20 protein-coding genes and 1 tRNA gene are annotated in these 25219 nt (G+C 32.1%); 17 read left to right on the top strand and 4 right to left on the bottom strand.

Annotation, left to right across the window (positions count from 1 at the left end; genetic code table 11):
• From EM932_RS07210 to EM932_RS07225, 4 genes are all read left to right on the top strand, one after another.
• The coding region (locus tag EM932_RS07210) for a TlpA family protein disulfide reductase (protein ID WP_135876515.1) at window positions 1–617 on the top strand (617 nt) is incomplete at its 5' end.
• A 12-nt stretch (window positions 618–629) separates the two neighbouring features.
• Window positions 630–2003, top strand: a complete 1374-nt coding sequence (locus EM932_RS07215) for a TlpA family protein disulfide reductase (RefSeq protein ID WP_135876516.1) — start codon at window positions 630–632, stop codon at window positions 2001–2003.
• A 6-nt stretch (window positions 2004–2009) separates the two neighbouring features.
• Window positions 2010–3386, top strand: a complete 1377-nt coding sequence (locus EM932_RS07220; RefSeq protein WP_135876517.1) for a TlpA family protein disulfide reductase — start codon at window positions 2010–2012, stop codon at window positions 3384–3386.
• Window positions 3387–3568: 182 nt separating this feature from the next.
• Entirely contained in the window at window positions 3569–6367 is a 2799-nt protein-coding gene (locus tag EM932_RS07225) for a M16 family metallopeptidase (RefSeq protein ID WP_135876518.1), read from the top strand.
• Between the two features lie 681 nt (window positions 6368–7048).
• On the opposite strand, the gene EM932_RS07230 is transcribed toward EM932_RS07225, so the two are convergent.
• Window positions 7049–7121: transfer RNA gene (locus EM932_RS07230), tRNA-Phe, on the bottom strand.
• Between the two features lie 184 nt (window positions 7122–7305).
• On the opposite strand from EM932_RS07230, the gene EM932_RS07235 reads away from it, so the two are divergent.
• The 8 genes from EM932_RS07235 (at window position 7306) to EM932_RS07270 (ending at window position 15779) form a co-directional block, all read left to right on the top strand.
• Window positions 7306–8037, top strand: a complete 732-nt coding sequence (locus EM932_RS07235) for a type III pantothenate kinase (protein ID WP_135876519.1) — start codon at window positions 7306–7308, stop codon at window positions 8035–8037.
• Window positions 8034–9347 (top strand): outer membrane protein transport protein, encoded by a 1314-nt coding sequence (locus EM932_RS07240; RefSeq protein WP_135876520.1) that lies wholly within the window; start codon window positions 8034–8036, stop codon window positions 9345–9347. Before EM932_RS07235 ends, EM932_RS07240 begins: the two co-directional genes overlap by 4 nt.
• Before the next feature lie 17 nt (window positions 9348–9364).
• Window positions 9365–10750, top strand: coding sequence for a tetratricopeptide repeat protein (locus tag EM932_RS07245; RefSeq protein WP_135876521.1), 1386 nt, complete (start codon window positions 9365–9367; stop codon window positions 10748–10750).
• Window positions 10750–11310: an LPS export ABC transporter periplasmic protein LptC gene (lptC, locus tag EM932_RS07250; protein WP_135876684.1), complete on the top strand. Its 561-nt coding sequence runs from the start codon at window positions 10750–10752 to the stop codon at window positions 11308–11310. Before EM932_RS07245 ends, lptC begins: the two co-directional genes overlap by 1 nt.
• A gap of 103 nt (window positions 11311–11413) precedes the next feature.
• Window positions 11414–11653, top strand: a complete 240-nt coding sequence (locus EM932_RS07255; RefSeq protein ID WP_135876522.1) for a hypothetical protein — start codon at window positions 11414–11416, stop codon at window positions 11651–11653.
• A 290-nt stretch (window positions 11654–11943) separates the two neighbouring features.
• On the top strand, window positions 11944–12141 hold the full coding sequence (locus EM932_RS07260) for a hypothetical protein (protein ID WP_135876523.1): 198 nt from the start codon (window positions 11944–11946) through the stop codon (window positions 12139–12141).
• The gene (locus EM932_RS07265) at window positions 12142–13431 is read left to right on the top strand and encodes a hemolysin family protein (RefSeq protein WP_135876524.1); all 1290 of its coding nucleotides are present in this window, start codon (window positions 12142–12144) and stop codon (window positions 13429–13431) included.
• A gap of 224 nt (window positions 13432–13655) precedes the next feature.
• Window positions 13656–15779 (top strand): SurA N-terminal domain-containing protein, encoded by a 2124-nt coding sequence (locus tag EM932_RS07270; protein WP_135876525.1) that lies wholly within the window; start codon window positions 13656–13658, stop codon window positions 15777–15779.
• Window positions 15780–15839: 60 nt separating this feature from the next.
• Here the strand turns inward: EM932_RS07270 and EM932_RS07275 are convergent, their stop codons facing one another.
• Window positions 15840–16751, bottom strand: coding sequence for a GYDIA family GHMP kinase (locus EM932_RS07275; RefSeq protein WP_135876526.1), 912 nt, complete (start codon window positions 16749–16751; stop codon window positions 15840–15842).
• Window positions 16752–18074, bottom strand: a complete 1323-nt coding sequence (locus tag EM932_RS07280; RefSeq protein WP_135876527.1) for a hydroxymethylglutaryl-CoA reductase, degradative — start codon at window positions 18072–18074, stop codon at window positions 16752–16754.
• Between the two features lie 152 nt (window positions 18075–18226).
• On the opposite strand from EM932_RS07280, the gene EM932_RS07285 reads away from it, so the two are divergent.
• The 5 genes from EM932_RS07285 to EM932_RS07305 all read left to right on the top strand — a co-directional run bounded on the left by EM932_RS07285 (window position 18227) and on the right by EM932_RS07305 (window position 24877).
• A complete protein-coding gene (locus EM932_RS07285) occupies window positions 18227–20458 on the top strand; it encodes a S9 family peptidase (protein WP_135876528.1) in 2232 nt (743 codons plus the stop codon).
• A 20-nt stretch (window positions 20459–20478) separates the two neighbouring features.
• Window positions 20479–22014, top strand: coding sequence for a peptide MFS transporter (locus EM932_RS07290; RefSeq protein WP_135876529.1), 1536 nt, complete (start codon window positions 20479–20481; stop codon window positions 22012–22014).
• A 5-nt stretch (window positions 22015–22019) separates the two neighbouring features.
• Window positions 22020–23762, top strand: a complete 1743-nt coding sequence (locus tag EM932_RS07295; protein ID WP_135876530.1) for a peptide MFS transporter — start codon at window positions 22020–22022, stop codon at window positions 23760–23762.
• Window positions 23763–23850: 88 nt separating this feature from the next.
• Window positions 23851–24309 carry a thioredoxin family protein gene (locus tag EM932_RS07300; RefSeq protein ID WP_135876531.1) on the top strand — a complete coding sequence of 153 codons (459 nt, stop codon included), beginning with the start codon at window positions 23851–23853 and terminating at the stop codon, window positions 24307–24309.
• Window positions 24310–24334: 25 nt separating this feature from the next.
• On the top strand, window positions 24335–24877 hold the full coding sequence (locus EM932_RS07305; RefSeq protein ID WP_135876532.1) for a thioredoxin family protein: 543 nt from the start codon (window positions 24335–24337) through the stop codon (window positions 24875–24877).
• Between the two features lie 40 nt (window positions 24878–24917).
• Here the strand turns inward: EM932_RS07305 and EM932_RS07310 are convergent, their stop codons facing one another.
• Window positions 24918–25142: a TIGR04149 family rSAM-modified RiPP gene (locus tag EM932_RS07310; protein ID WP_135876533.1), complete on the bottom strand. Its 225-nt coding sequence runs from the start codon at window positions 25140–25142 to the stop codon at window positions 24918–24920.
• Window positions 25143–25219 lie beyond the last annotated feature (77 nt).

Here is a 25219-nt window from a genome sequence, read left to right on the forward strand (position 1 = left end):
ATTACCAACGTATTTTCAATAGCCCCAAGGATACACTGGCACAACTTTTGGTATTCCATAAACTGGGATATAAAGATGCCATTGAGCCTAGATTGGATGCCTTCGAAAACCAGTTTGGGAAGGATCACCCAGAGATTTATACCGTACGCAATACCTACAAAAATATCAGGGAGCATAAGAAGGTTAAGGTAATAGATGTTGGAAGTACCGTAAAGGATTTTTCTTCCAAAAATTTAAAGGGAAAAGAATTCAAACTTTCCAATGTTTTAAAAGAAAACAAATACGTATTGGTCGAATTTTGGGCGAGCTGGTGCGGGCCCTGCAGAGCTGAAATACCGCACATGAAAAAAGCATATGAGCACTATAACAAAAAGGGTTTTGAAATAGTATCCTTTTCGCTTGACCATGAAAGAGAAAGATGGGGCGGGGCTAGCGAAGAAGAAGCCCTTCCCTGGGTTAACGTAGGCGACTTAAAAGCCTATAAAAGCCCTGTTGTTAAAATGTACGGGGTACAGGGAATACCCAGAAATTTTTTGGTTGATAGATCAGGAACCATTTTAGCCAAAGATTTACGCCAAGAGAAATTGGACGAAAAACTGAAAGAACTACTTAAATAAGACAAAGACACTATGAAAAAATTTATCTATCCACTGCTAATCATTTTAATAGCCGTTAGCTGTAAGGAAGCTCCCGTAAAGGAAAACAAAACTGTAGTCTTAAAAGGCTCGATAGCTAATTATGACCAAGACACATTATATATGAATAACGTGTCTTCGAAGTCCATGCTTTTTAAGGAAGATACCCATGCCATTACACTAAAAGAAAAAACAAACTTTGAGTATCGTTTCGAGCTAGAGAAACCTACCTATTTTAGCATAGGAAGGACCTTTTTATATCTATCTCCTGGCGATAGTCTGGTCGCCAATTTAGATACCAGAGATAGAACCTATGCCTCATTTGCAGGTAAAGGAGAGCAGGCCAACAACTATTTAAGAAATCTGTCGTATCCCAAAGGCGGTTCTTTTTGGGGGGATAGTGATATATCATCAAAAATTGAGACGTATAAAGATATGCCGGAAGCCTTTAAGGTGTCGGTTAAGAAACGTACAGATGAACTTAATAGTTTAACCCATGTTTCAGAAGATTTTAAACGTTTGGAAACAGCACGTATCAAGTTTGATTATGTTAATACGTTGGGCAGTGGCGTGTTCTATTTATATATAGGAAAAATGAGTAAGGGAGAAATGACCAAAGAGGAAATGGACATGAAAATGAAGGAAGCAGACCAATATTTTATTCCTTACAGAAAGCCCTTTCTAGACGATTTCAACAACACCGACTATTTACAATTAGAAGTATTTCAATCGGTACTCTCTGCATTAAGAAAGGAAGATTTTAGAACGGATCATGAACTTCCGGAGCTGAATGATACCTTACAAGAGTATCTCACAACCAGCTATTTAACAAGTAAAGTAAAGTTTAGTGGGTATTCAAATGCCTTGGGAGACGAATTAAAAGAAGGAGCGCAAAAGATAAAAAACAAAAATTATTCGGCTGTACTGCAAAACATTCTAACCGAATATGCTACCCTAACAAAGGGAAACCCTGCATCAGATTTAACGTTTACAAAACTGGATGGCAATACCGTTAAATTGAGTGATTATAAAGGTAAAGTAATCGTTTTGGATTTATGGGCAACCTGGTGCGGACCTTGTATGAAAGAAAAACCGTTTTTCGAAGCCCTAGACAAGAAATATCATGGAAACGAAAGTGTAGCACTCATTTCACTGTCTATAGATACCGAAAAAGTCTGGCGTGGTTATTTCGAAAAAAATGAAGTTAAGGGCGACCAACTACAAATAAACAGAAGCCAACTTACCGATTATAAAGTTTCTGGAATACCAAGGTTTTTTGTGATCGATAAAGAATTTAATGTCGTAGATGTATTCGCGCCTTTACCTTCTTCAGGAGATTTAGAAAAGTTAATCAATGAATATATATAATAAAAAATGAAAAAGCATATTATACTCCTCTTAATACTTACAGTACTTTGGTCTTGTAAAAAAGAAATACCTGTTGATTATGTCATCTTAACAGGGAATATAAACAATACCAAAGGGGGCGAATTAAAAATCAGTTCTATAAATGGGTTTAAAAAGACAATTAATGTAAAAGACACAGGTACTTTTTCCGATACACTTTATATCCTAGAAAATGGTTTGTATAATTTACAATTCAACAATATAGGAGTTACACCCTATTTATCTAAAGGAGCAAGTGTTCATTTAGATGTTGATGCGAAACAACATACTAGTACATTGAAATTATCTGGAGACCATGCCGAATTGAATAATTACTTTGCCTACAGAGCTGGTAAAGAGTATGATTTTGTAATGAATAGAGAAGCAAACTATAATATGGATGAAGATGCATTTGTAGCGAAAACAGACGCATTTCAAAAAGACCTGGAAACACGTTTAGAAGCCGTTGAAAATATTCCCGAGGGTCTCAAAGCTAAAGAATTACGAGCCATAAATTATAGTAGATTAACTAAGAAAGAGATTTATGAAAGAATGTATAATTTTTTAAATAAAGTCAGAGATTTCAAAGTTTCTGAAGGTTTTAAGAAAGAGCTATCTGAAATTTCTTTAGACAACACAGAAGATTACTTATACTCTCCAGATTACCGGCAAATGATTTCACTAGATGCTATGGCAAAAATGGCTTATTATGCTCAAAAAGATTCGTTACATTACTATGAAGCCCAAGTGAAAGCTGTTTCAGAAATTAAAAATGAAGTCATTAGAAATGGAGAGCTCTATAAAAATGTTTCAAAGTTTTTAACACGTTCTAACAATAAGGAAAAAGACTTAAATGATTTCTTAGAGATTTCAACCAATGAAAACCATAAAGCAAGTGTTAAGGCATTATATGAATTTTTAAAGGTATTGGATGCAGGTCAACCTTCACCTAAATTTGAGAATTACGAAAATTATACTGGAGGTACAACCTCATTAAGCGATTTAAAAGGCAAATACGTCTACATCGATGTTTGGGCAACTTGGTGCGGGCCCTGTAAATATGAAATTCCCTTCCTTAAAAAAGTTGAAAAGCAATATCATGATAAAAATATTGCTTTTGTAAGCATTTCTGTTGACAAACAAAAGGATAAGGACAAATGGAAAAAAATGATAGCAGAAAAAGAGTTAGGTGGCATTCAACTAATAACTGATAATGATTTTAATACAAAATTTATAAGTGCTTATAAAATTAGTGGTATTCCTCATTTTATTCTTTTAGATCCAGAAGGCAATATTGTAAAGTCTATGGCTCCAAGACCTTCCGAAGAAAAACTGGTTGAATTATTTAATGAATTGAATATTTAACGAGAGTTTAACAAAGTTATACTAGGTGTAAATCTGGAATTCTTATACTAATTAAATAACGATACATTATTAATTTCTTAAAAATAGAATCGAAATTATATCAATTTAACATTTTATTAATAGGGTGTATCGTTTTTTATTAAGTCTAATCTATTAAGTAAAGTAAAAAACTAATTAATCTTATGAATTTAAAAACATCAATATTTTCACTTTTATTTTTATGTGTTTCTATTTTAGTGAATGGGCAAGAAACGGCATCAAAATTCAAAAAAATTCAGGAATTAGAAAGCATACAAGAGTATTTGTACGAGCCTAATGGCATGAACATACTTTTAGTACAAGACAATTCGGCTCCTGTTGTAACTGTTCAGGTCGTTTATCGCGTAGGTTCAAAACATGAAGTACCTGGAAATACAGGCTCAACGCATTTATTAGAGCATTTAAACTTTAAAGGCACGCCTACATTTAATAAACGTAATGGCAATGCTATTTTTACGGTATTGCAAGGTATTGGTGCGCAAATGAATGCAACCACTTGGAATGACAGAACCAATTATTACGAAACCATACCTAGTGACAAATTAGAATTAGCACTTCATATAGAATCAGACCGTATGCGTAATTCTTTATTATTGAAAGAAGACAAAGACGCAGAAATGACGGTGGTTCGTAACGAGTTTGAGCGTGGTGAAAATAATCCAAATCAACTTTTAGATAAAGAGATTTGGGCAACGGCTTATATGGCCCATCCTTATCACCACTCTACAATTGGATGGCGATCAGATATTGAGAATATGCCCATAGAAACATTACGTGATTTTTATAATACCTACTATTGGCCAGATAATGCAACATTAACCATTATTGGCGATTTTCAAAAAGAATCGCTTTTCAAGCTGGTTGATAAGTATTTTGGTAAAATTACCAAGGCGCCACATGATATGCCTCAGCCTTATACAACAGAGCCAACTCAATTAGGTCCAAGACGAATAGTTATTAAAAAACCTGGTCAACAAGGCATCGTATCTATAGGTTACAAAATACCAGGTAGAATGCATGAAGATTTACCTGCCTTAAAGGTGTTAAGTCAAATCATAGGTTCTGGAACTTCTTCTATCATTAATAAGACATTTGTAGATACAGGTGTGGCGCTTTTTGGATATTCAAGAGCTTCAAATTTTAAAGAAGTAGGATTATTTACTGTTGCGCTAGGGATTACTCCAGATAAAGATCATGAAGTAATAAATGCACAATTACTTGAAATGATAACTAAAGTGAAAAACGATGGTGTAACTCAAGAGGATGTTAATCGAATTGTTGCAAAGCTTAATTCGCAAACCATTTTATCAAGAGACGGTTCTAGCAGTATTGCCAGAGAACTTACCGAAGCCATTGCCGGAGGCGATTGGAAAGATTATTTAAAAGGTGCACAGCGTTTAAGTAATGTAACAGCAGAAGATGTAAAACGTGTTGCAAATACGTATTTATTAGAAGACCAAAGTACAACAGGGTATTTTATACCAAAAGTACCAGGAGGGAATAAGACTGTAGGTCAGAAGCCTACTAATTATATGTTTAATAATGACAATAAATATTTTTACAGAAATCCAGAACATAAGATTGACGAGTATTATAACGATTCTCAAACAACCTCTCAAAATACACTTTCAAAAATAACTTCAGCCTATGAAACTATCGAAATAAATACTAAGGGTAAAAAGTTTAATAGAGAAAAAGTAGCGGGTATAGATGTCGTTACTGCAAAAACAGGAGCTAAAGACTTTTTAACCATAAATGCTAGTTTTCCAATAGCAGATTATTTAAATACAGGAGGTAATGAAGTGGTGCCGTCTTTAACTGCCCAAATGCTAAGTAAAGGTACTATTAATAATGACAAGTTTCAATTTTCTCAAAAGTTAGAAAAATTAGGTGTTAGATTACTTATTAGTGCCCGTACTCATAATGTAAATATCAGTTTTAAATGCCTTAAAAAGGACTTAAGTACAGTAATTAATTTGTTAGCAGAAGAACTGCGTTATCCTCTGTTTGATAAAAAGGAGTTTGACTTGTTAAAACAGCAAAATATTGGTAACATAAAACAAGGGCTGACAGACCCAGGAACTCAAGGTTTTATAGCTCTATCGCAAGCCATATACCCAAAAGGGCATCCTAATTACTCAACCGATACCCAAGCATCTATCGAGAATTTAAATAAGGTGACCTTAGACGAATTGAAAGCATTCCACAAATCCTATTTTGGTCCTGCAGGGATGCATATTGTTGCTGTAGGCGATGTAGACAACAAAGCTTTATATTCAGCACTTAAAAAAGCGTTTAAAGGATGGAAAGGTGGTTTAACCAATAAAGCCCAATATAAAAATCCCACTAAAGTGAACGCATTAACTAAAGTGGTTACAATTCCTCAAAAACCAAGTGCAGAAATGTATATTGGTCAATATACCGGAATTAAGAGAATGGACAATGACTTTTTACCTTTTTACTTGGGAACAAGTATTTTAGGTGGTGGTTTTTCGGGAAGATTAATGCAAACCGTAAGAGATAATGATGGCTTGACTTATAACATTGGAGCAAGTCATTCTGGACATACCTATACAGGAGGACATTGGTCTGTAAAAGCGTCTTTCAATCCTACGTTATTCCAAAAAGGCTTAGATGCTACTATGGTACAAATTAAAAAATGGGCAAATGAAGGCGTAACTGCCAAAGAATTAGCGTCTATGAAAAGTACCCTAACTGGAAGTTTTAAAGTTGGACTTTCAACTACAGGTGGTCTGGCTGGAGTGCTTTTAAGTTTTGTTGAACGTGGACTAGAACCTAATTATGTAGATCAATATTCTAAAGATATTGAAGCAGTTACTTTAAACGAAGTGAATAATGCTATCAAAAAATATATAGACTTAAATAAATTAATTATTATAAAATCAGGATCATTAGATGAAAATGGTGAACCTTTAAAATAGAACTTCATTTTTCGTCGAACTTTGTTTTCATAGTTCATATTTTTTGAGTTAGTCACTTTAAAATAGCGAAAGGTAAAAGGGTTGTTGTTAAAAACAACCCTTTTTAAATCTAAATAAACTAACTAGTTTTTTCAGAATAAAAACAGTATAAATCTATGATTTTTAAGTGTTTGTTATTTTAGACAGAGATAAGAATGAGCTTTTCGACTTTAGTTTATACTGAGCTGAGTTGAAGTGCTCAAGATAAACTTTCGAGAAACCTCATAAGAATGGGATTGCTCCTCAATAGCTACGCTATATACGTTCAAGTAAAATATATTTTACTCTCCGTAGCGTTCAGAATGACATAGTTTTTTTATAATAATTAAACATCTGATTATTGGGGTTTAATATATCGAACTCACGTTATTTGATTATATTTTTTGAACACGTCCCTAGACATTCGAAAAATCGATAGTTTTTTGATCTTTTAAGTCTAAATAAATATAGGGATTTACTATATAAAAGAGTATGTCAATGAGTAATTCAGATGTTCAGAAAGATTTAATTGATAATGAAAACAACATCTCTGGGAAGTCTTACCACCACTGACTTGGAACAACATTATAGAGTATATTCAAGAACACTAATAAAAAACCCTTGAAAATCATCTGATAATCAAGGGTTTATAAACTTTAAAAGTGGTACCTCCAGGAATCGAACCAGGGACACAAGGATTTTCAGTCCTTTGCTCTACCAACTGAGCTAAGGTACCTCGCCAAAGCGGTTGCAAATATATATTCATTTTTGCTATTCCCCAAACGAAATACATAAAAAATTACATAGTTTTATTTATTTTTAAACAAAATAGCTTTAACTGATTTGTAATTAATATTATAGCTTAAAAGGAATAATTATTGATGCTGCTTTTGTACATTTAAACCTTTCTTATAAAGAATATGAATTTAGTAATAGACGTAGGGAACTCTCTTGTAAAACTAGCTGTTTTTGAGGAAGGAATACTACTACATAAAGAGGTTGTAGAGTTAAGTCTTGTTTTAGAAGGTATTAATGCTTTAAAAGAAGCATATTCAGGAATAAAAAAAGCAATTATTTCTTCGGTAGGAAGGTTAAATAAAGAAACTATTAAGGAGATTAGTAGCTATTTTGATGTTATGATTTTAGACTCAAATCTAAAGCTGCCATTTAAAAACCTCTATAAAACACCAAGGACATTAGGTGTAGATAGAATGGCATTAGTCTCTGCTTCTGTTGAACAGTTTTCAAATAATAATGTTCTTATTATAGATGCAGGAACTTGTGTTACTTATGATTTTATAACAGCAAATAATGAGTATTTGGGAGGTGCTATTTCTCCAGGGCTTCGTATGCGGTATAAATCGTTAAATAATTTAACTGCAAATTTACCGTTGTTAGAATCAGAAACCCCGAAGAGTATTATTGGAGATTCAACAAATAGCTCTATACATTCTGGGGTAGTACATGGTATTTTAAAAGAAATAGACGGTAATATTGAAGAATATAATCGAAAATACTCAGATTTAACAGTAATTTTAACAGGAGGCGATGCTAATTTTTTGTCAAAACAATTAAAAAGTAGCATATTTGCCAATTCTAATTTTCTTTTAGAGGGATTGAACTATATTTTACAATTTAACTCAAACGAATGATAAAAAAACTTGTATTAGTTTTTATTGCAGCTTTTGCAATTCACAGTTACGGTCAAGAAGGAACTGCTTCGCCTTATTCTTTTTATGGTATTGGAAGTCTTAAGTTTAAAGGCACTGTAGAAAATAGGAGCATGGGTGGATTAAGTATTTATAATGATAGTATTCATGTTAATTTACGAAATCCCGCTTCCTATGCTGGAAAAAATATGGCAGCTTTTAATAATGAAAGTAGGCCAGTAAAATTTACGGTTGGAGGAAGTCATTCAAGTATCAATTTAAAAAGTGATACTGAGTCAGACAACACATCATCATCTACTTTTGATTATTTAGCCATGTCTATACCAATGGGAAAATTTGGTTTTGGTTTTGGGTTATTGCCATACACATCGGTTGGATATAAATTAGAATCTGTGAACGATAATGGTGATACTGAAAATAAGTTTAGAGGAGAAGGGGGGCTTAATAAAGTTTTTCTTGGGTTAGGATATCAAATAATAGATGGGCTAAGTATTGGTATTGATGCCCAATATAACTTTGGAAACATTCAAAATAGTACTGTTGAATTTTTGTATGATAACGATGGAGCTCTGCTTGAATTTCAGGCACGTGAAAATAATAGATCAGATTTAAGTGGTTTAAATTTTAATTTGGGGCTGTCCTATAAAAAAATGATAACAGAAGGTTTAGAGCTTTCTTCAGGAATAACGTACACACCGGAAAGTAATTTGGTATCTAAAAATACAAGATCATTTTCTACTATAAGAACAAATATTACTTCGGGCCAGGAACTTGAATTTAGTAGAATAGAGACTGATTTAGAAGCTCTAGGTTTGTTAGAAACAGATTTAATACTACCATCAAGATTTTCAGTAGGAGCTGGGATAGGTAAACCAAGAAAATGGTTTGTTGGAGCAGAATATGCCTTCCAGAAAACAAGTAATTTCTCAAACGAATTATACACCAGCACTATCACACCTACTACATACGAAGATGCTTCAACATTTTCTTTAGGAGGGTTTTATATTCCAAAATATAATTCTTATACTAGCTATTTAAAACGTATAGTTTATAGGGCAGGGATGCGTTACGAAAAAACGGGATTAAATATAAATAACGAATCAATAAATGAGTTTGGCATATCTTTTGGAGTAGGATTACCAGTTGGTAACTTTTTATCTAACGCAAATTTAGGTTTTGAGATTGGTAAACGGGGAACAACTAATAGTGCTTTGATTCAAGAGAATTTTGTTAATTTTCGAATAAGCTTATCTTTGAACGATAGATGGTTTCAGAAAAGGAAGTATGATTAACAGCAAAAATTAGAATTATGAAAACAAAAATTACATTATTATTTACATTATTATTCGTTGGCCTAAATATGGGTTATGCGCAACAGGATGAAGAATGTATGACTAAGCTTTCTATTTTTCATGAGTATGTGAAAGCTAAAAATTTTGATGCAGCTTACGAGCCATGGATGGCAGTAAGAAATAAATGCCCAAAATTTAATAATGCTATTTATATAGATGGTGAGAAAATCTTAAACCATAAAATCAAAAAAGCAACAGTAAATGCTGATAAGACAAATTATATCAATGATTTATTAAAATTATGGGAACAAAGAGGCGTGCATTTTGCAAGTAAAACTAAAAAAGGAGAGTATGCTGCAAAAGCTTGTCAATTAATGTATGACAACAGAAAAATATTAAATAAAACAGATGAAGAGCTTTATGAGTGTTATGATGCTGCCTATAAATTAGATAAATCGACTTTTAATAACCCTAAAAGTTTATACACATATTTTTCTTTAATGGTTGATTTGTATGATGCAAAAAAGAAACCAGCAAAAGATTTATTTAATAAGTATGATGATATTGTAGAAAAAGTAGAAGAAGAAGTTAAAAACTATTCTGAAAAACTTAATGAGCTTATTGAGAAAGAAGATGCAGGTACTGTATTAACTAAAAAAGAAGGTAAGTATAAGAAATACTATGAAAGTTATTTAAAGAATTATGACTTAATCTCAGGAAGTATCGATCAAAAACTAGGAGATAGAGCTAATTGTAAAAACTTAATTCCTTTATATAATAAAGACTTTGAAGAAAATAAAAGCAATGCCGTTTGGTTAAAACGTGCAGTAAGTAGAATGTATTATAAAGAATGTACAGATGATCCTTTATATGAGAAATTAGTAAAGTCTTATGATCAGACTGCTCCTTCAGCAGATACAAAATACTTCGTTGGAACTATCTTATTTAAAAATCATAAAGAAAATGAAGCTATCAAGTATTTTCAACAGTCTTTCGATTTAGAAACCGAAAGATTCAAAAAAGCAAAATTAGCTAACAGAATTGGACTTATTCTTAAAAAGAAAGGAAGATATGGCAAAGCTAGAAATTATTTCAGACAAGCTCTTAAGTTAAACCCATCAAATGGTCGTCCTTATTTATCAATAGCTGGGATGTATGCTGCTAGTGCTAATAGCTGTGGGAAAACTAACTTTGATAAAAGAGCTGTATACTGGTTAGCTGCAGAAGAAGCTAGAAAAGCGGCTCGTGTAGATCCTACACAAAAGAAAAACTCTTCTAAATCGGTTGCTAATTATTTAGCTAAAGCACCTCAAAAAGCTGAGATTTTTAGCTCAGGTAGATCTGGACAAGTTATAAAAATTGCATGTTGGATTGGAGCTTCGATTACAGTGCCAAAGATTTAATGAATAAAAGACATATATATAACATACTAAACATAGTCACAGTAATACTTACTGTGACTATGTTTTTTTCATGTAGTGACAACTTTAATCAGATTCAAAAAATGGGGGTTTCAGAAAATGAACCTATTGGAGTTGCAGAAAATATAAATTTAAAACATACAGACTCGGGCAGATTAACAGCAAACCTCTTAAGTGCTAAAATGCTCGATTATTCAAATAGGGATTTTCCTTTTAATGAGTTTACAGGTGGCATAACATTATATGTCTTTGATGAAGAAAATAAAAAAAGTACCATTGTTTCAGATTATGCAATCATATATAATAATACAGACCTTATAGATTTACAAGGTAATGTGGTTATCACTACGCATGATGGAAATGTTCTAAAGACGGAGCAGTTATATTATGACCAAAATAGAGAGTGGTTGTTTTCTAATCATCTTGTTGAAATAATAAGTAGTGATGGTTCTTCAATGAAAGGCAATATTTTTGATTCAGATGCTAAATTTACTAATGTAGAAGTATTAGAAGCTAATGGAAATGTATTGTTTAATGAATAATCCTGTATAGGATTTCATTAGAATTAGTTTTTTAAAATGTAAGATAATACTTTTAATTAAAAAGAATATTCGTATATTTAGTTTTAATTTAAAATATAATAATATGAAAAAATTAAATTTAAAAAAGTTAAAACTGAATGCCGATAATTTGCTTCAACGAGATCAATTAAAATCTGTATTTGGTGGTTATGGTGATGGTACATGTACAAGGTATGTAGCTAAATGCTACATTCCTGGAGAGTCATGGATAGGGTCAACTAATGACCAAAGTGTCGTTCAAGATATGTTGACTCATTGTAATAACAGTGGTGGTACAATGGATCTTCAAATTAATACTTGTTAAATAAAATAAAGAGACTAAATTTTAAGTCTAAAACCAAGAGATTCCGTTAAAAACTAAGACCTTTTGATTCCAAGAAAGGTCTTTTTTATTAGTCACCCTATTTTTTACGAAAGGTCCTTATTTTTTAATTATAGCAAAATATTATAATCAATTTTTTTCGATTTTACTATCTTTGTTTTAATTAATTTACGATTCATAATCTATGAAATAAACCATAGTAATTAAGTTGATACCGACTAAAATGCTAAATGGTTTATTACATCTGACTTAAAAAAAATAAATATTAACAGATGAAATATTCTAAGATTTTTCAATATGCCTATTTAGTTTTTGCGGCACTATTTATATACGATGCTATTGTTAAGTATGTAAATGCAGGTGAAGTTACATACCCTTCAATTTTACTTGGAGCTTTAGCAATTTTTATGTTTTTCTTTAGAAGTAAGTTTAGCAAAAAGTTTGAAAATAAAAACAACAACTCAAACTAAATGAGCATTTATGCTATTATTATAATTGCATCATTAATTCTTTCCGCCTTTTTCTCAGGTATGGAGATCGCTTATGTATCTTCAAATAAAATTCATATTGAAATTGAAAAAAAACAAGAAGGGATCTTTGCCAAAGTTTTAAGAAAACTTACCGCCAAACCCTCAAAGTTTATAGCCACAATGCTTATCGGGAATAATATAGCATTGGTTATTTACGGGTTTTTTATGGGAGACATGTTAGTAAATTGGTTTCAAACCATATTACCAACATCATATAGTTTTCTGAACTATTTGTTAACTGATTTAAGTTTACTATCACAGACCGTAATATCAACAATCATTATTTTAATAACTGCAGAATTTTTACCCAAGGTATTTTTTCAAATTTATTCGAACACATTAATTAAAGTTTTGGCAATTCCAGCCTACGTGTTCTATGTCTTATTTACTTTTATATCAGATTTTGTTATCTGGATATCAGATTTCGTACTTAAGCATTTTTTTAAAACAGAAGGCGACCAAATACAATTAGCATTCACTAAAGTAGAACTTGGAAATTATATAAGTGAACAAATGGAATCTGTTGAAGCTCATGAAGAAGTCGATACAGAGATTCAAATTTTTCAAAATGCTCTTGAATTTTCTGAAGTGAAAGCAAGAGAGGTCATGGTGCCTCGCACAGAAATCATAGCTGTAGAAATAAGTGATTCTATTAAATCGCTCAGTGCATTATTTACCGAAACAGGTTGCACTAAAATATTGGTCTACAAAGAAACCATGGATGACATTTTGGGGTATGTACACTCTTTCGAATTGTTTAAAAAACCCAAGAGTATTAAGTCTATGATGCTGCCTGTTGAGTTTGTGCCAGAAACAGTGCTTATAAAAGATGTACTAGGGGTTCTTACAAAAAAACGAAAAAGTATAGCAGTTGTTTTAGATGAATATGGGGGGACGTCTGGGATTATGACTGTAGAAGATATTGTAGAAGAACTATTTGGTGAAATTGAAGATGAACACGACACAGTAGACCTAATTGAAGAAGTTATAGATGAAACTACATATAAATTTTCAGCACGTTTAGAAGTTGATTATATTAATGAAACGTATAAAGTAAATCTTCCGGAAAATGAAAACTACGAAACGTTAGGAGGGCTTATTGTTAATCATACTGAAGAGATTCCAGCTCAAAATGATATTGTAAAAATTGATGCCTTCCAATTTACAATATTAGAAGTGTCAAATACTAAAATTGATATGGTAGAACTTAAACATTTAGAGGAAGATTGATTTAAAAAGAAAAGTTCAAAATTATCTATTGGAGTTTCATTTATAGTGTGTTTCCTATTAAAAAAGTAGAAATCTGGGTTTGATACAATTAATGCACCTTTCTACTTTTATTATTAAATAGAAAATGGTATTTTCGCGCACGATATTTTGTCAATTATAGTTAAATTGGCAACCAAGTTAACAAGCTAAACCTTAACAATGGGGTTTAAAAATTTAAATTACAAATGGCAGTTTTAAATAAGATTAGACAACGTTCACTATTTTTAATAATAATTATAGCATTGGCGTTATTTTCTTTTGTATTAGCAGATTTATTTAAGAACAGTGATGCACTTGCTTCAAAATCACAAAATATTGTTGCTACTATAAATGGTAAAGATATTACACGTGAAGATTTCATGCAAAAAGTAGAAGCTGCTCAAAGACAGGCTGGACCAAATGCAACAAATACTCAAGTAATGAATAGAGTATGGGATCAAGAAGTTAGAAGAGCTGTCATGCAGACTCAATATGATGAATTAGGGATTTCTGTTGAAAAAGATCAAATGAGAGATTTGTTAAAAACATCATTGGCTACTAGCCCGGAGTTTTTAAACGAAGCTGGACTTTTTGATGAAAATAAATTAAACGAGTACATTGCTAATTTAAAAGAAACATCACAACAAGCATATGCAAGTTGGGTAAATTATGAAAAATCTGTGGCTGCAAACGGATTACAGCAGAATTATTTTAATTTAGTTAAAGCAGGTTTAACAGGTACTTTAGCTGAAGGTAAGTTAGAACATCAACTAGAAGGGAATAAAGTAGATATTAAGTATGTGCAAGTATCTTATGCGTCAATTAAAGATACTTTAGTAGAGGTGTCTAAATCTGATATTTCTAACTATATCAATAAAAATAAGAAAGAATACGAAGTTGAGGCCTCTAGAGATATTAAATTTGTTCAGTTTAATGAAGTGGCATCTGTTGAAGATGAAAACGCTATTAAAGCAGATCTTAATGTGTATTTAAATGGTCGATTTGTTGATGAAACAGGAAGAAAAGATACCATAGTTGCTTTTTCGAAAGTTAAAGATAACGAAGATTATATTAACATAAATTCAGATATAAAATTTGATAAACGTTTTGTATTTAAATCAAGCTTGCCAGCAGCAGTTGCAGACACTATTTATAGCCTTGAAGAAGGTGGGGTATATGGTCCATATAAAGATAATAACCACTTTAAAATATCTAAAGTCATTGCTGTTAAGCAAATTCCAGATTCAGTAAAAGTAAGGCATATTTTAATTCCTTTTGTGGGAGCTCGAAGTGCTACACCTGAAGTAACACAAACAGAGGCAGAAGCCAAAGTAACTGCAGATAGTTTATTAACGGTTATTAAATCAGATCGTTCTAAATTCCCAGAGTTGGTAAAAGAATTCTCATCAGACCAAGGAAGTGTTGAAAAAGAAGGACGTTACGATTGGCACCCTTATAACACAATGGTTTCTGAATTTAATGATTTTGAATTTGAAGGAAAAACAGGAGATTTAGGAGTTGTGAAAACAATTTTCGGATTTCACATTATAGAGATTGAAGGACAGAAAGACAAAGTTAAAGCAATACAAGTTGGAACCATAGCTAGAAAGATTGAACCATCTGAGACAACTACTGCAAAAATATTTAGAGATGCTTCTAACTTTGAAATTAAGGCTGGAGAAGGTGATTTTGAAGCATTAGCAAAAGAAGGCAGCTATACAGTACGTCCAGTAAACGGTATTAAAGTTTTAGATGAAAATATACCAGGTATTGGAAACCAAAGACCAATTGTACGTTGGGCTTTTGAAGAAGATGCTGAGGTTGGAGCTGTTAAACGTTTTAATATTCCTAATGGTTACGTAATTGCACAGTTAGTTGCTAAAAATAAAGCAGGCCTAATGTCTGTTGAAGATGCTACAGCTAAAGTATTGCCTCTTGTTAGAAAAGAAAAGAAAGCGAAAATGATTAGAGATAGAGTCTCTGCTAAAACACTTGAAGATTTAGCCGCAGCAGAAAGTACAACTGTTAGATCTGCATCTGCAGTAAATATGAAAAGTCCAACGATTTCTGGAGCAGGTAGAGAACCTTTAGTTGTTGGAGCTGCTTTTGGATTAAAAGAAGGAGAAACCTCAAAGTTAATAGATGGTGAGAATGGTGTGTATATGGTACAAGTTACAAAAGTAACACCTGCTGTAGAACTTGATAGTTATCAAGCAGCGGCAAATAGAGTAGAACAACAAAAAATAAATGTTGTTAATTCTAAATTATATAATGCTTTAAAAGAGGCTGCAGAAATTGAAGATAATAGAGTTGAAACTCAAGTTCAATAGAAAAAATAATTAAGAAATAAAGCTTAAAAAGGTCTTGTTTTACAAGGTCTTTTTTGTTTTTTATAATACCATATCCCTATAAGGAATTACAGTATCAAAACCTTTTTGGTTAAAATAAGAGGTTGGGTTATCTTTAGAAGTCGCTAAGATAAAATCACCTCCCCAAGCACCAAGACTCTTAATACTACCCTTAAAATCGTCGAAAAAAAGCGATTTAATGACCTTTTGCTTAGTTAGTTTAGATATAATGGCTTCATGTAGAGTTATTAAGGTTTCAAAATCCTCAAGAGCATCAGTGGCAATCATTTGAAAGGTGATGTTGTTGATGTCTTCAATACTTGTTTTTAAATGACTTTTGTTAGCACGGTAATGGGTAATGCCTTCTCTACTGTTCTGTTTTTTATTTAAATAAACAAAATATAAATGATCCTTAAAAGAAGGATTGAAGTCTATCGATTTAACTATGGGCTTGGCATTTTCCAATTGATAAGTAATAGGAGTGTTATACTGCGCACATGCAATATCATAACCACTACCTCCAAAAGTAGTTTCTAACAATTTATACGCATCAATATCTGCCCATGCAGCTATATTATTTATTAATGTAGAAGAAGTGCCCAAACCCCAATGTCTAGGAAAATCTAGCTTGGTTGTAATTTTGAAGCCCTTGTTTGTATGTAAAAAACCTAAATTAAGCTGTTTTGCTGCACTTAAAATTTGAATAAGCCTTTTGGAAACATCATTGTCATTTCGAACGGCATGAAAAATCCCATTATTTGCGATTTCAAAAGTTGTTTCAAACCAAACGGTCTTATTTTCATCTAAACTCTTCCAAACAAGTTTGGGGTCGTCAATAACTTCAATCTTTAGAGATTGCCCATGTTTTGTGGGTACAGCTAATGAAAGTGCTCCATCAAGAACCGCATATTCTCCTGTAAGCAAAAGTTTTCCGTTACTATAGTAAGACTTCATTTATTTTTTTACCCTTAGCTTATTAATAGCTTCAACAACCGCACTATGAGTTACGGTATTTGTTTTGAAATGTTCAGTTATAGTTTCCTTTTCTTCATCATTAGCTTCAAACTGATTAAGAATATTCATTAAATGCATTTTCATATGGCCCTGCTGAATACCTGTAGTTGTAAGAGAACGAAGCGCTGCAAAATTTTGAGCTAACCCAGCTACGGCTACAATTTGCATAAGCTCTTTGGCAGATGGTTTATGTAACAATTCCAGTGCTAGTTTTACTAAAGGATGCAAGCTGGTAAGACCTCCAACAGTACCTAATGCTAGAGGGATTTCCATCCAAAAAGTAAATAAACCGTTTTCAATTTTAGCATGCGTTAAACTACTGTATTTTCCATGTCTTGAGGCATATGCATGCACACCTGCTTCAACCGCTCTAAAATCGTTTCCTGTTGCCAAAACAACAGCGTCAATACCATTCATGATACCTTTATTATGCGTAACAGCCCGATAAGGTTCCACTTCAGCAATATTAACAGCTTGGATAAATTTATTAGCAAAAACTTCACCAGAAACCGTATCATTGTCGCTCAAATCTTCAACTTTACAACTTACTTCGGCACGTACCAAACAATCAGGAACATAGTTGGACAAAATACTCATAACAATGTCTATTTGCTTTTCTTCGGCATAGAAACCATCAAATAGCAGCGCTTCATTTTTTAAAGTCTTAGCAAACTGTTCTAAGCAAGAGTTTATAAAATTTGCACCCATAGCATCGAGTGTTTCAAAAGAAGCATGGAGCTGATAATAGTCATTTATATCATCAGTTTTATCCCGTAACTCAATATCAATAATACCACCACCGCGTTTTTCCATGTTAGCAGTAATAGCTTTAGAGTCTTGAATGAGCTTAGATTTTGTTTTGTTAAAAAACTGTTTTAATTTGTTAAAATCGCCTTTGTAAATAAAGTGAACCTGACCAATTTTAGTTGTAGAAATAACACGTGTTTTAAAGCCACCTCTCTCTAACCAGAATTTAGCTGCTTTACTGGCAGCAGCTACTACAGAGCTTTCTTCAATAGCCATTGGTATGGTATACAAGGTGTCGTTTATTAAAAAATTAGGAGCTACACCAAGTGGTAAATAATAGTTGGTAATAGTGTTTTCAATAAACTCGTCGTGTAGTTGTTGTAGTTTTTCGTCGGTACTCCAATATTGTTTTAAAACACGTTTAGCTTCTTCCGTGTTAGAAAAATAAGTCTCAACAATCCAATCAATTTTTTTAGATTTAGATAGTTTAGAAAAGCCAGTAATAGATTTACTCATAAAATGTTAATTAGCTATGCAAAGATACTACTCTTGGTATGAATTATTGAATACCTTGATTTGTATGGTCTTATTTAAGTGTTAATAATAGCGGTTTTTTGCAGAATTTTTAGTAAACTTGACATCATTTTATGAAATAAATATTTTTTTTGATGAAATACCTAAAATTGTCTTTTTTCATTTGCTTTTTTACAACAATTTTTATAAATGCACAAACGAAAGAAATTACCCTTGAATCCATTTGGAATGGTTCCTTTAGAACTGAAAGAATGGATGTTTTACATTCCATGGCAAATGGACAACAATATTCCGTTTTAAATTTTGATAGACAATCACGAACTACAACTATTGATATTTACGATTATAAAACTTTAAAAAAAGTTAAAACATTAGTGAATTCAAGTTTGCTGGATGCCATCCCGTATTTTACTGATTATACTTTTAGTGCCGATGAAAATAAAGTGATTTTAGCAACAAAGGAAACTGCTATCTTTCGCCGTTCTACATTAGGAAACTACTATGTTTATAATGTAAAAGATGAGTCTCTAACATTAATTGCTGAGAATAAAATCCAAGAACCAACATTTTCACCAGATGGAAATAAAGTTGCCTTTGCAAAAGACAATAATTTATATGTAAAAGATTTACAATCTGGAGAAACGACTCAAATAACTTTTGATGGTAAAAAGAATGCTATAATAAATGGAATAACAGACTGGGTTTATGAGGAAGAATTTGCGTTTGTACGTGCTTTTGAGTGGAATGCTGAAAGTAATAAAATAGCATTTATACGATTTGATGAAGCCAATGTACCAGAGTTCTCGATGGATGTTTATGGAAAAGAGCTATATCAAACACAACAAGTGTTTAAATACCCAAAGGCTGGGGAAGCAAATTCTACAGTGTCATTACACATTTATAATTTAAGTACTAACGAAACAAAAGAAGTTAAAGTAGATAAAGCTTATAACGATTTTTATATTCCACGTATTAAATGGACTAATGATTCTGATGTTTTGAGTGCGCATTATATGAACAGGCATCAAAACGAATTGGATTTATGGATGATACATGCAAAAACGAATACAGCAAATTTAGTTTTAGCTGAAAAAGACACCGCCTATATCGATATTACGGATAATTTAACTTTTTTAAAGGACAATAGTTTTATATGGACAAGTGAAAAAGATGGGTTTAATCATATTTATCACTATGACAAAAATGGTAAACTTATTAATCAAATAACCAAGGGAAATTGGGAAGTTACCAACTATTATGGCTATGATAAAAACACGAATAGGATTTTCTATCAATCAGTTGAAAACGGCTCCATAAACCGAGATGTATATTCCATTAAATTGAATGGACGTAATAAAACAAGATTAACAAAAAGTGAAGGAACCAATAAGGCTTCTTTTAGTGCTGATTTTTCATATTTTATTAATACCTTTTCTAGTGCTTCTACACCGCCAGAATATACTTTAAATAGTGCAGCTTCTGGGAATTTAATAAAAAGTATAAAAGATAATGATGTCCTATCTCAAAAGCTTTCAAACTATAAAACATCAAAGAAAGAATTTAGTACCATTCATGTAAATGGAAATGATCTTAATATGTGGATGATAAAGCCCGCTGATTTTGATGAGTCAAAACAATATCCATTATTTATGACTCAATATTCTGGACCGGGTTCTCAATCTGTTTCAAATAGTTGGAATAGCGCGAATGATTATTGGTATCAACATTTAGCACAACAAGGTTATATTGTTGTATGTGTTGATGGTCGAGGAACAGGATTAAAAGGTGCTACGTTTAAAAAAGTGACTCAAAACGAACTTGGTAAGTATGAAGTAGAAGATCAAATAGCTGCAGCAAAACAATTAGGCGAACGTCCTTATATTGATGCTTCCAGAATAGGAATTTGGGGATGGAGTTATGGCGGTTTTATGAGTAGTAATTGTTTGTTTAAAGGAAACGATGTATTTAAAATGGCTATTGCTGTGGCACCAGTAAGTAGCTGGCGTTTTTATGATACTATTTATACAGAACGTTATATGACAACACCTCAGGAAAATGCCAGTGGTTATGATAATAATTCCCCCATAAATCATGTAAATAAATTAAAGGGGGATTTTTTGTTGGTACATGGGTCTGGTGATGATAATGTGCATTTACAAAACACCATGCGTTTAGCAGAAGCCCTAATTCAAGCAGATAAGCAGTTTGATTGGGCGGTTTATCCAGATAAAAATCATAGTATTTATGGTGGTAATACAAGATTGCATCTGTATAAAAAAATGACAAATTTTATCAATGATAAACTAGGTGATAAAATTGAAAAGCAAAAAGAAAACGAAGTAAAAGAAATAAAGATAAAAGGATAAATTAACTAATTGATAGATTTATGTCAAATTCAACTACAATAAAGCAAAAGGAATTATTTGGGCATCCAGTAGGATTGTATGTGCTGTTTTTTACTGAAATGTGGGAACGCTTTTCGTTTTATGGAATGAAAGCTCTTCTAATATTTTATCTAACCAAATATCATTTGTTTTCAGATATTGATGGTAATTTATTAATAGGAAGTTATGCTGCTTTAGTGTATGCAATACCTGTTGTTGGAGGATTTATAGCAGATAAATATTTAGGTTTTAGGAAAGCAATTATTTTTGGAGGAATAATGCTTGTTTTAGGACATGCAGGAATGGCTTATGAGGGTAATGCAGCAACAGAATCGCTCAATGGAGAAATTACAAGAGACAATTTTGCTCTTCAAATATTTTATTTGTCACTTGCTTTTATCATTTTAGGAGTTGGGTTTTTAAAGGCCAACATATCTTCTTTAGTAGGCGAATTATATAACGAGGGAGATAAACGAAGAGATTCTGGTTTTACCATTTTTTATATGGGAATTAATTTAGGTTCATTTTTAGCAACCATTATTTGTGTTTGGTTAGGTGAAACTTATGGTTGGAGTTATGGATTTGGTGCGGCTGGAGTTGGTATGTTTTTTGGACTTTTAACATTTGTCTTTGGTAAGAAGCATTTTTTAGGTAAAGGAGAATCAAATGAACTTGAACTATTAAACAAGAAAACGATTGGAATAAAAAATGAATGGCTTATTTATATATTAAGTGTATTGTCTACTTTGATCGTTTGGCAAATGGTCCAAAGTCATAGTGTTGTTCAAAATTTATTAATAGTTGCAGGAGCTATTTCATTCATCTATATAGTTTATTATGCAGTAACACAATTAAATAAAATTGCTAGAGAACGATTAATGGCATTAACCATATTGATTGTTTTTACGGTTATTTTCTGGGCATTATTTGAACAAGCCTACACATCTTTAAATTTATTTGCTGATCGTATTTTAGATCGAGGTAATATTGCTGCTGGTACGTTCTTAAGTCTTAACGCTCTGTTTATTATTTTACTAGCACCAGTTTTTGCTTGGTTATGGGTGAAACTTGGGAAGTATAACCCGAATACTGCTGTGAAATTTTCTTTAGCTTTAATGTTAGTAGGTTTAGGTTTCGGTTCATTAGTAATGGGGATAAATGCTTCAGAAATGGGTAAAGTGGCTATATATTGGTTAGTAATTACTTATTTTTTACATACATGTGGTGAATTATGCCTATCTCCTGTTGGGTTATCTGCTGTAACAAAATTATCTCCTGCTAAAATTGTAGGTTTTATGATGGGAGTATGGTTCTTAGCAACTGCAAGTTCAGAATTTATAGCATCAATTTTAGCAAATATAGCATCAGTCGATACAACTAACGGTACAGCACCAGATTTAAATCTTGCAAAGCAAAGTTATTTAAAGCTTTTTGAATATTTATTTTATACAGGATTAGGTTTTGGAGCTCTACTATTAATACTTTCACCAGTGATTAAAAAATTAATGCATGGTGTAGATAAAGAATTAAATAATTAAAAATTATGAATGAAAACTCAACCGATCAATTTTTTAAAAGTAACGTATTAGGGCATCCGTCAGGATTATTTGTATTGTTTTTTACCGAAATGTGGGAACGTTTTTCATATTATGGGATGCGTGCATTGCTTGTACTTTTTTTAACCGCTTCGTTATTCGATGAAGGCTGGGGCTGGCCTCGCGAACATGCCATGGCTTTATTCGGTTCATATGTAGGTCTAGTATATCTATCTACTATGATGGGAGGTTATTTTGCCGATAAAGTTATAGGTTTTAGATGGGCGGTTTTAGTAGGTGCTTTATTAATGACCCTAGGGCATGCTTCTATGGCTGTTGAAACAGAGTGGTCTATATATTTAGGACTAGGACTTTTGGTAATTGGCAACGGTTTTTTTAAACCAAATATGACTTCTATTATTTCGGAAATGTATAAGGATAGACCAGAAAAAAAGGATGGTGCATATACTATCTTTTACATGGGGGTAAATGCAGGAGCATTCATTGGGATTATCTTATGTGGCTATTTAGGAGAACAGATAGGTTGGAGCCTTGGTTTTGGATTAGCTGGTGTTTTTATGCTTTTTGGTTTAATTCAATTTTGGTTAGCGCAAAACATTTTTGGTAACATAGGGTTGAAACCTAAAAAAAATGATGCTAATTCTATTGAATCTTTAGATAAAGACAAGCGAGTACCTTTTACGTCATGGCAATTAGGCCTTATTTTATTAATGGTTACATTAGGCTTGCTTTGGATTATAAATGCGCCTGCAACTACAATTTCTGAAGGAAGAGTAAATATTTTTTCTTTTTTAGGTGATAATGGTAATAATATGGCCATTTTAACAGCTTTAGGATTGTTTCTAGTGCTATTAATATATAGGTTTACTCAGTATTCTAAAATAACTAGAGAAAAGTTAATAGCAGTTTCCTTTTTTGCACTTTTATCAGTTGTCTTTTGGGCTATTTTTGAACAGTCACCTGGAACATTGACTATTTTTGCAAATGATTATACAGATAGAAGTTTAGATGGATCGTCGGCAACTATTTTCAGGATTGTCAACTCTTGTATGGTAATTATACCATTAGCCATTATTACATGGGTTCTTTATTTGTTATTTAAACAAACTTTTGGGAAATATAAATGGGCCAATATTGTATTAAGCCTTAGCTTTATAATTGTATGGGGTATTGCCATTTGGATGCTAATAAACCAGTTTAAAGATGATAATTTAGAAATACCTGCTTCTTGGTTTGCTAGTCTTAATTCATTGTATATAATAACATTAGCGCCTTTGTTTTCTAAATGGTGGGAAAGTAAATATAACCCTTCTGCTAATATGAAATATGGCATTGGTATGCTTCTATTAGGTTTGGGTATGGCATGTGTGGCTTTTGGAGCTATGGGAATAGAACCTGGAGCTAAAACAGCTTCAGTGAGTATTATATGGCTAATTTTGGTTTACTTATTCCATACCATGGGAGAATTATGTATTTCACCAGTAGGATTATCTTATGTTAGTAAATTAGTACCAGCAAGAATGATTGCTTTCATGTTTGGTGTTTGGTATTTAGCGATAGCCATAGGAATGAAAGGCGCAGGTGTATTTGGAGAGAACGTTGATAAAGTAGCGAATGAAAATGGTATTAGTTACTTCTTCTGGATTTTAACCATCGTTTCTTTAGTAGCCGCTTTCTTTTCTATTGTAATGACGCCAATTATAAAAAAGCTAATGCACGGCGTTCGTTAATCGAAAAAACAACTAAAATAATTTCAAAATGCTCCAGATTTGGAGCATTTTTTGTAAGTTCGGTATACGTTTTGCAACAAATATAGGTATGAAGAAAACAATTTATATATTTCTTATAAGCATTTTTACAACAGCATTTGTTAGTGCTCAGGAATTAACTTGGCATACAGATATGGGTAAAGCATCAGAATTTGCAATGCAAGAAAAGAAACCACTGTTAATGTTTTTTACAGGATCAGATTGGTGTGGCTGGTGTATCCGTTTACAAAAAGAAGTCTTTCAAACAAAAGAATTTAAAAAATGGGCTAACGAAAATGTCATTCTTGTAGAATTAGATTTTCCCAAAAGAACGCCTCAAGATGATACTATTAGAGCTCAAAATCGTCAATTACAAAATATGTTTAAGGTAAGAGGCTATCCTACAATTTGGTTTGTTAATCCAGAAGTTAATTCTGAAAAACAAATTAACTTAACAAGCCTCGGAAGTACGGGATATGTAGCTGGCGGGCCAACGAAATGGATAGGCAAAGCAATGTCTATGCTGTAGTTGGTAGTGAAAAATACAAAAGATTATGAAGAAGGTATTGTTATTATTAGCTGTTTTTACAACAGCATTCGCTAACGCCCAGAAGATCAATTGGGTGACTTTTGAAGAAGCTGTAGCACTTCAAAAGAAAACACCTAAAAAGATTATGATGGATGTTTATACTAATTGGTGTGGACCTTGTAAACTGTTAGATAAAAATACATTTCATAATAAAGATGTAGTAGACTATGTAAATAAAAATTATTATGCTGTCAAGTTTAATGCAGAAGGGAATGAGAAGATTAACTATAAAGGGAAAACATTTTCGAACCCTAATTATAATCCAGCAAATGCAAATAGACGAAATTCTCCGCATGAATTATCTCACTATTTTCAAGTTAATTCATATCCTACTATTATTTTTATGGATGAAAAGGGGGTGTTTTTAACACCTATAACAGGATATAAAAGACCCACTGAATTAGAGTTTTATTTAAAATTATTTATAACAAATGATTACAAAAAATTAGATACTCAAGAAAAACGAGAAGCTTATTATAAAGCATTTAAACCAAAATTTGAAGATTAAAAAACTTCTTATTTTAAATCAAACGATTACGCGTTATTATTTATTGGCAGGCTATCTGACCAAATTGATTATATAATGTACTATGATTGAAGTTGCACGTACAGAGTATTCCAACTTCAGACACACCATCAGGACAGCTATAAGTAGTGCTTACACAGTTAGTTGTGCAAGATCCGTCGTATCCTCCAAACAGAGTTTTTAATTGATTACGTTTAAGTATATTATTTGCATCAAGTTTCAAGTTTTTTAATTTTAATTTTTTCATTGTAAGAAATTTTAAGGTTATTAGTTTAAAAGTACGAAAAAACACTTAAAAATTATATGTAATTAAAATATTTAACA

It is taken from the genome of Flavivirga rizhaonensis (genome assembly GCF_004791695.1).
Taxonomy (GTDB): Bacteria; Bacteroidota; Bacteroidia; order Flavobacteriales; family Flavobacteriaceae; genus Flavivirga; species Flavivirga rizhaonensis.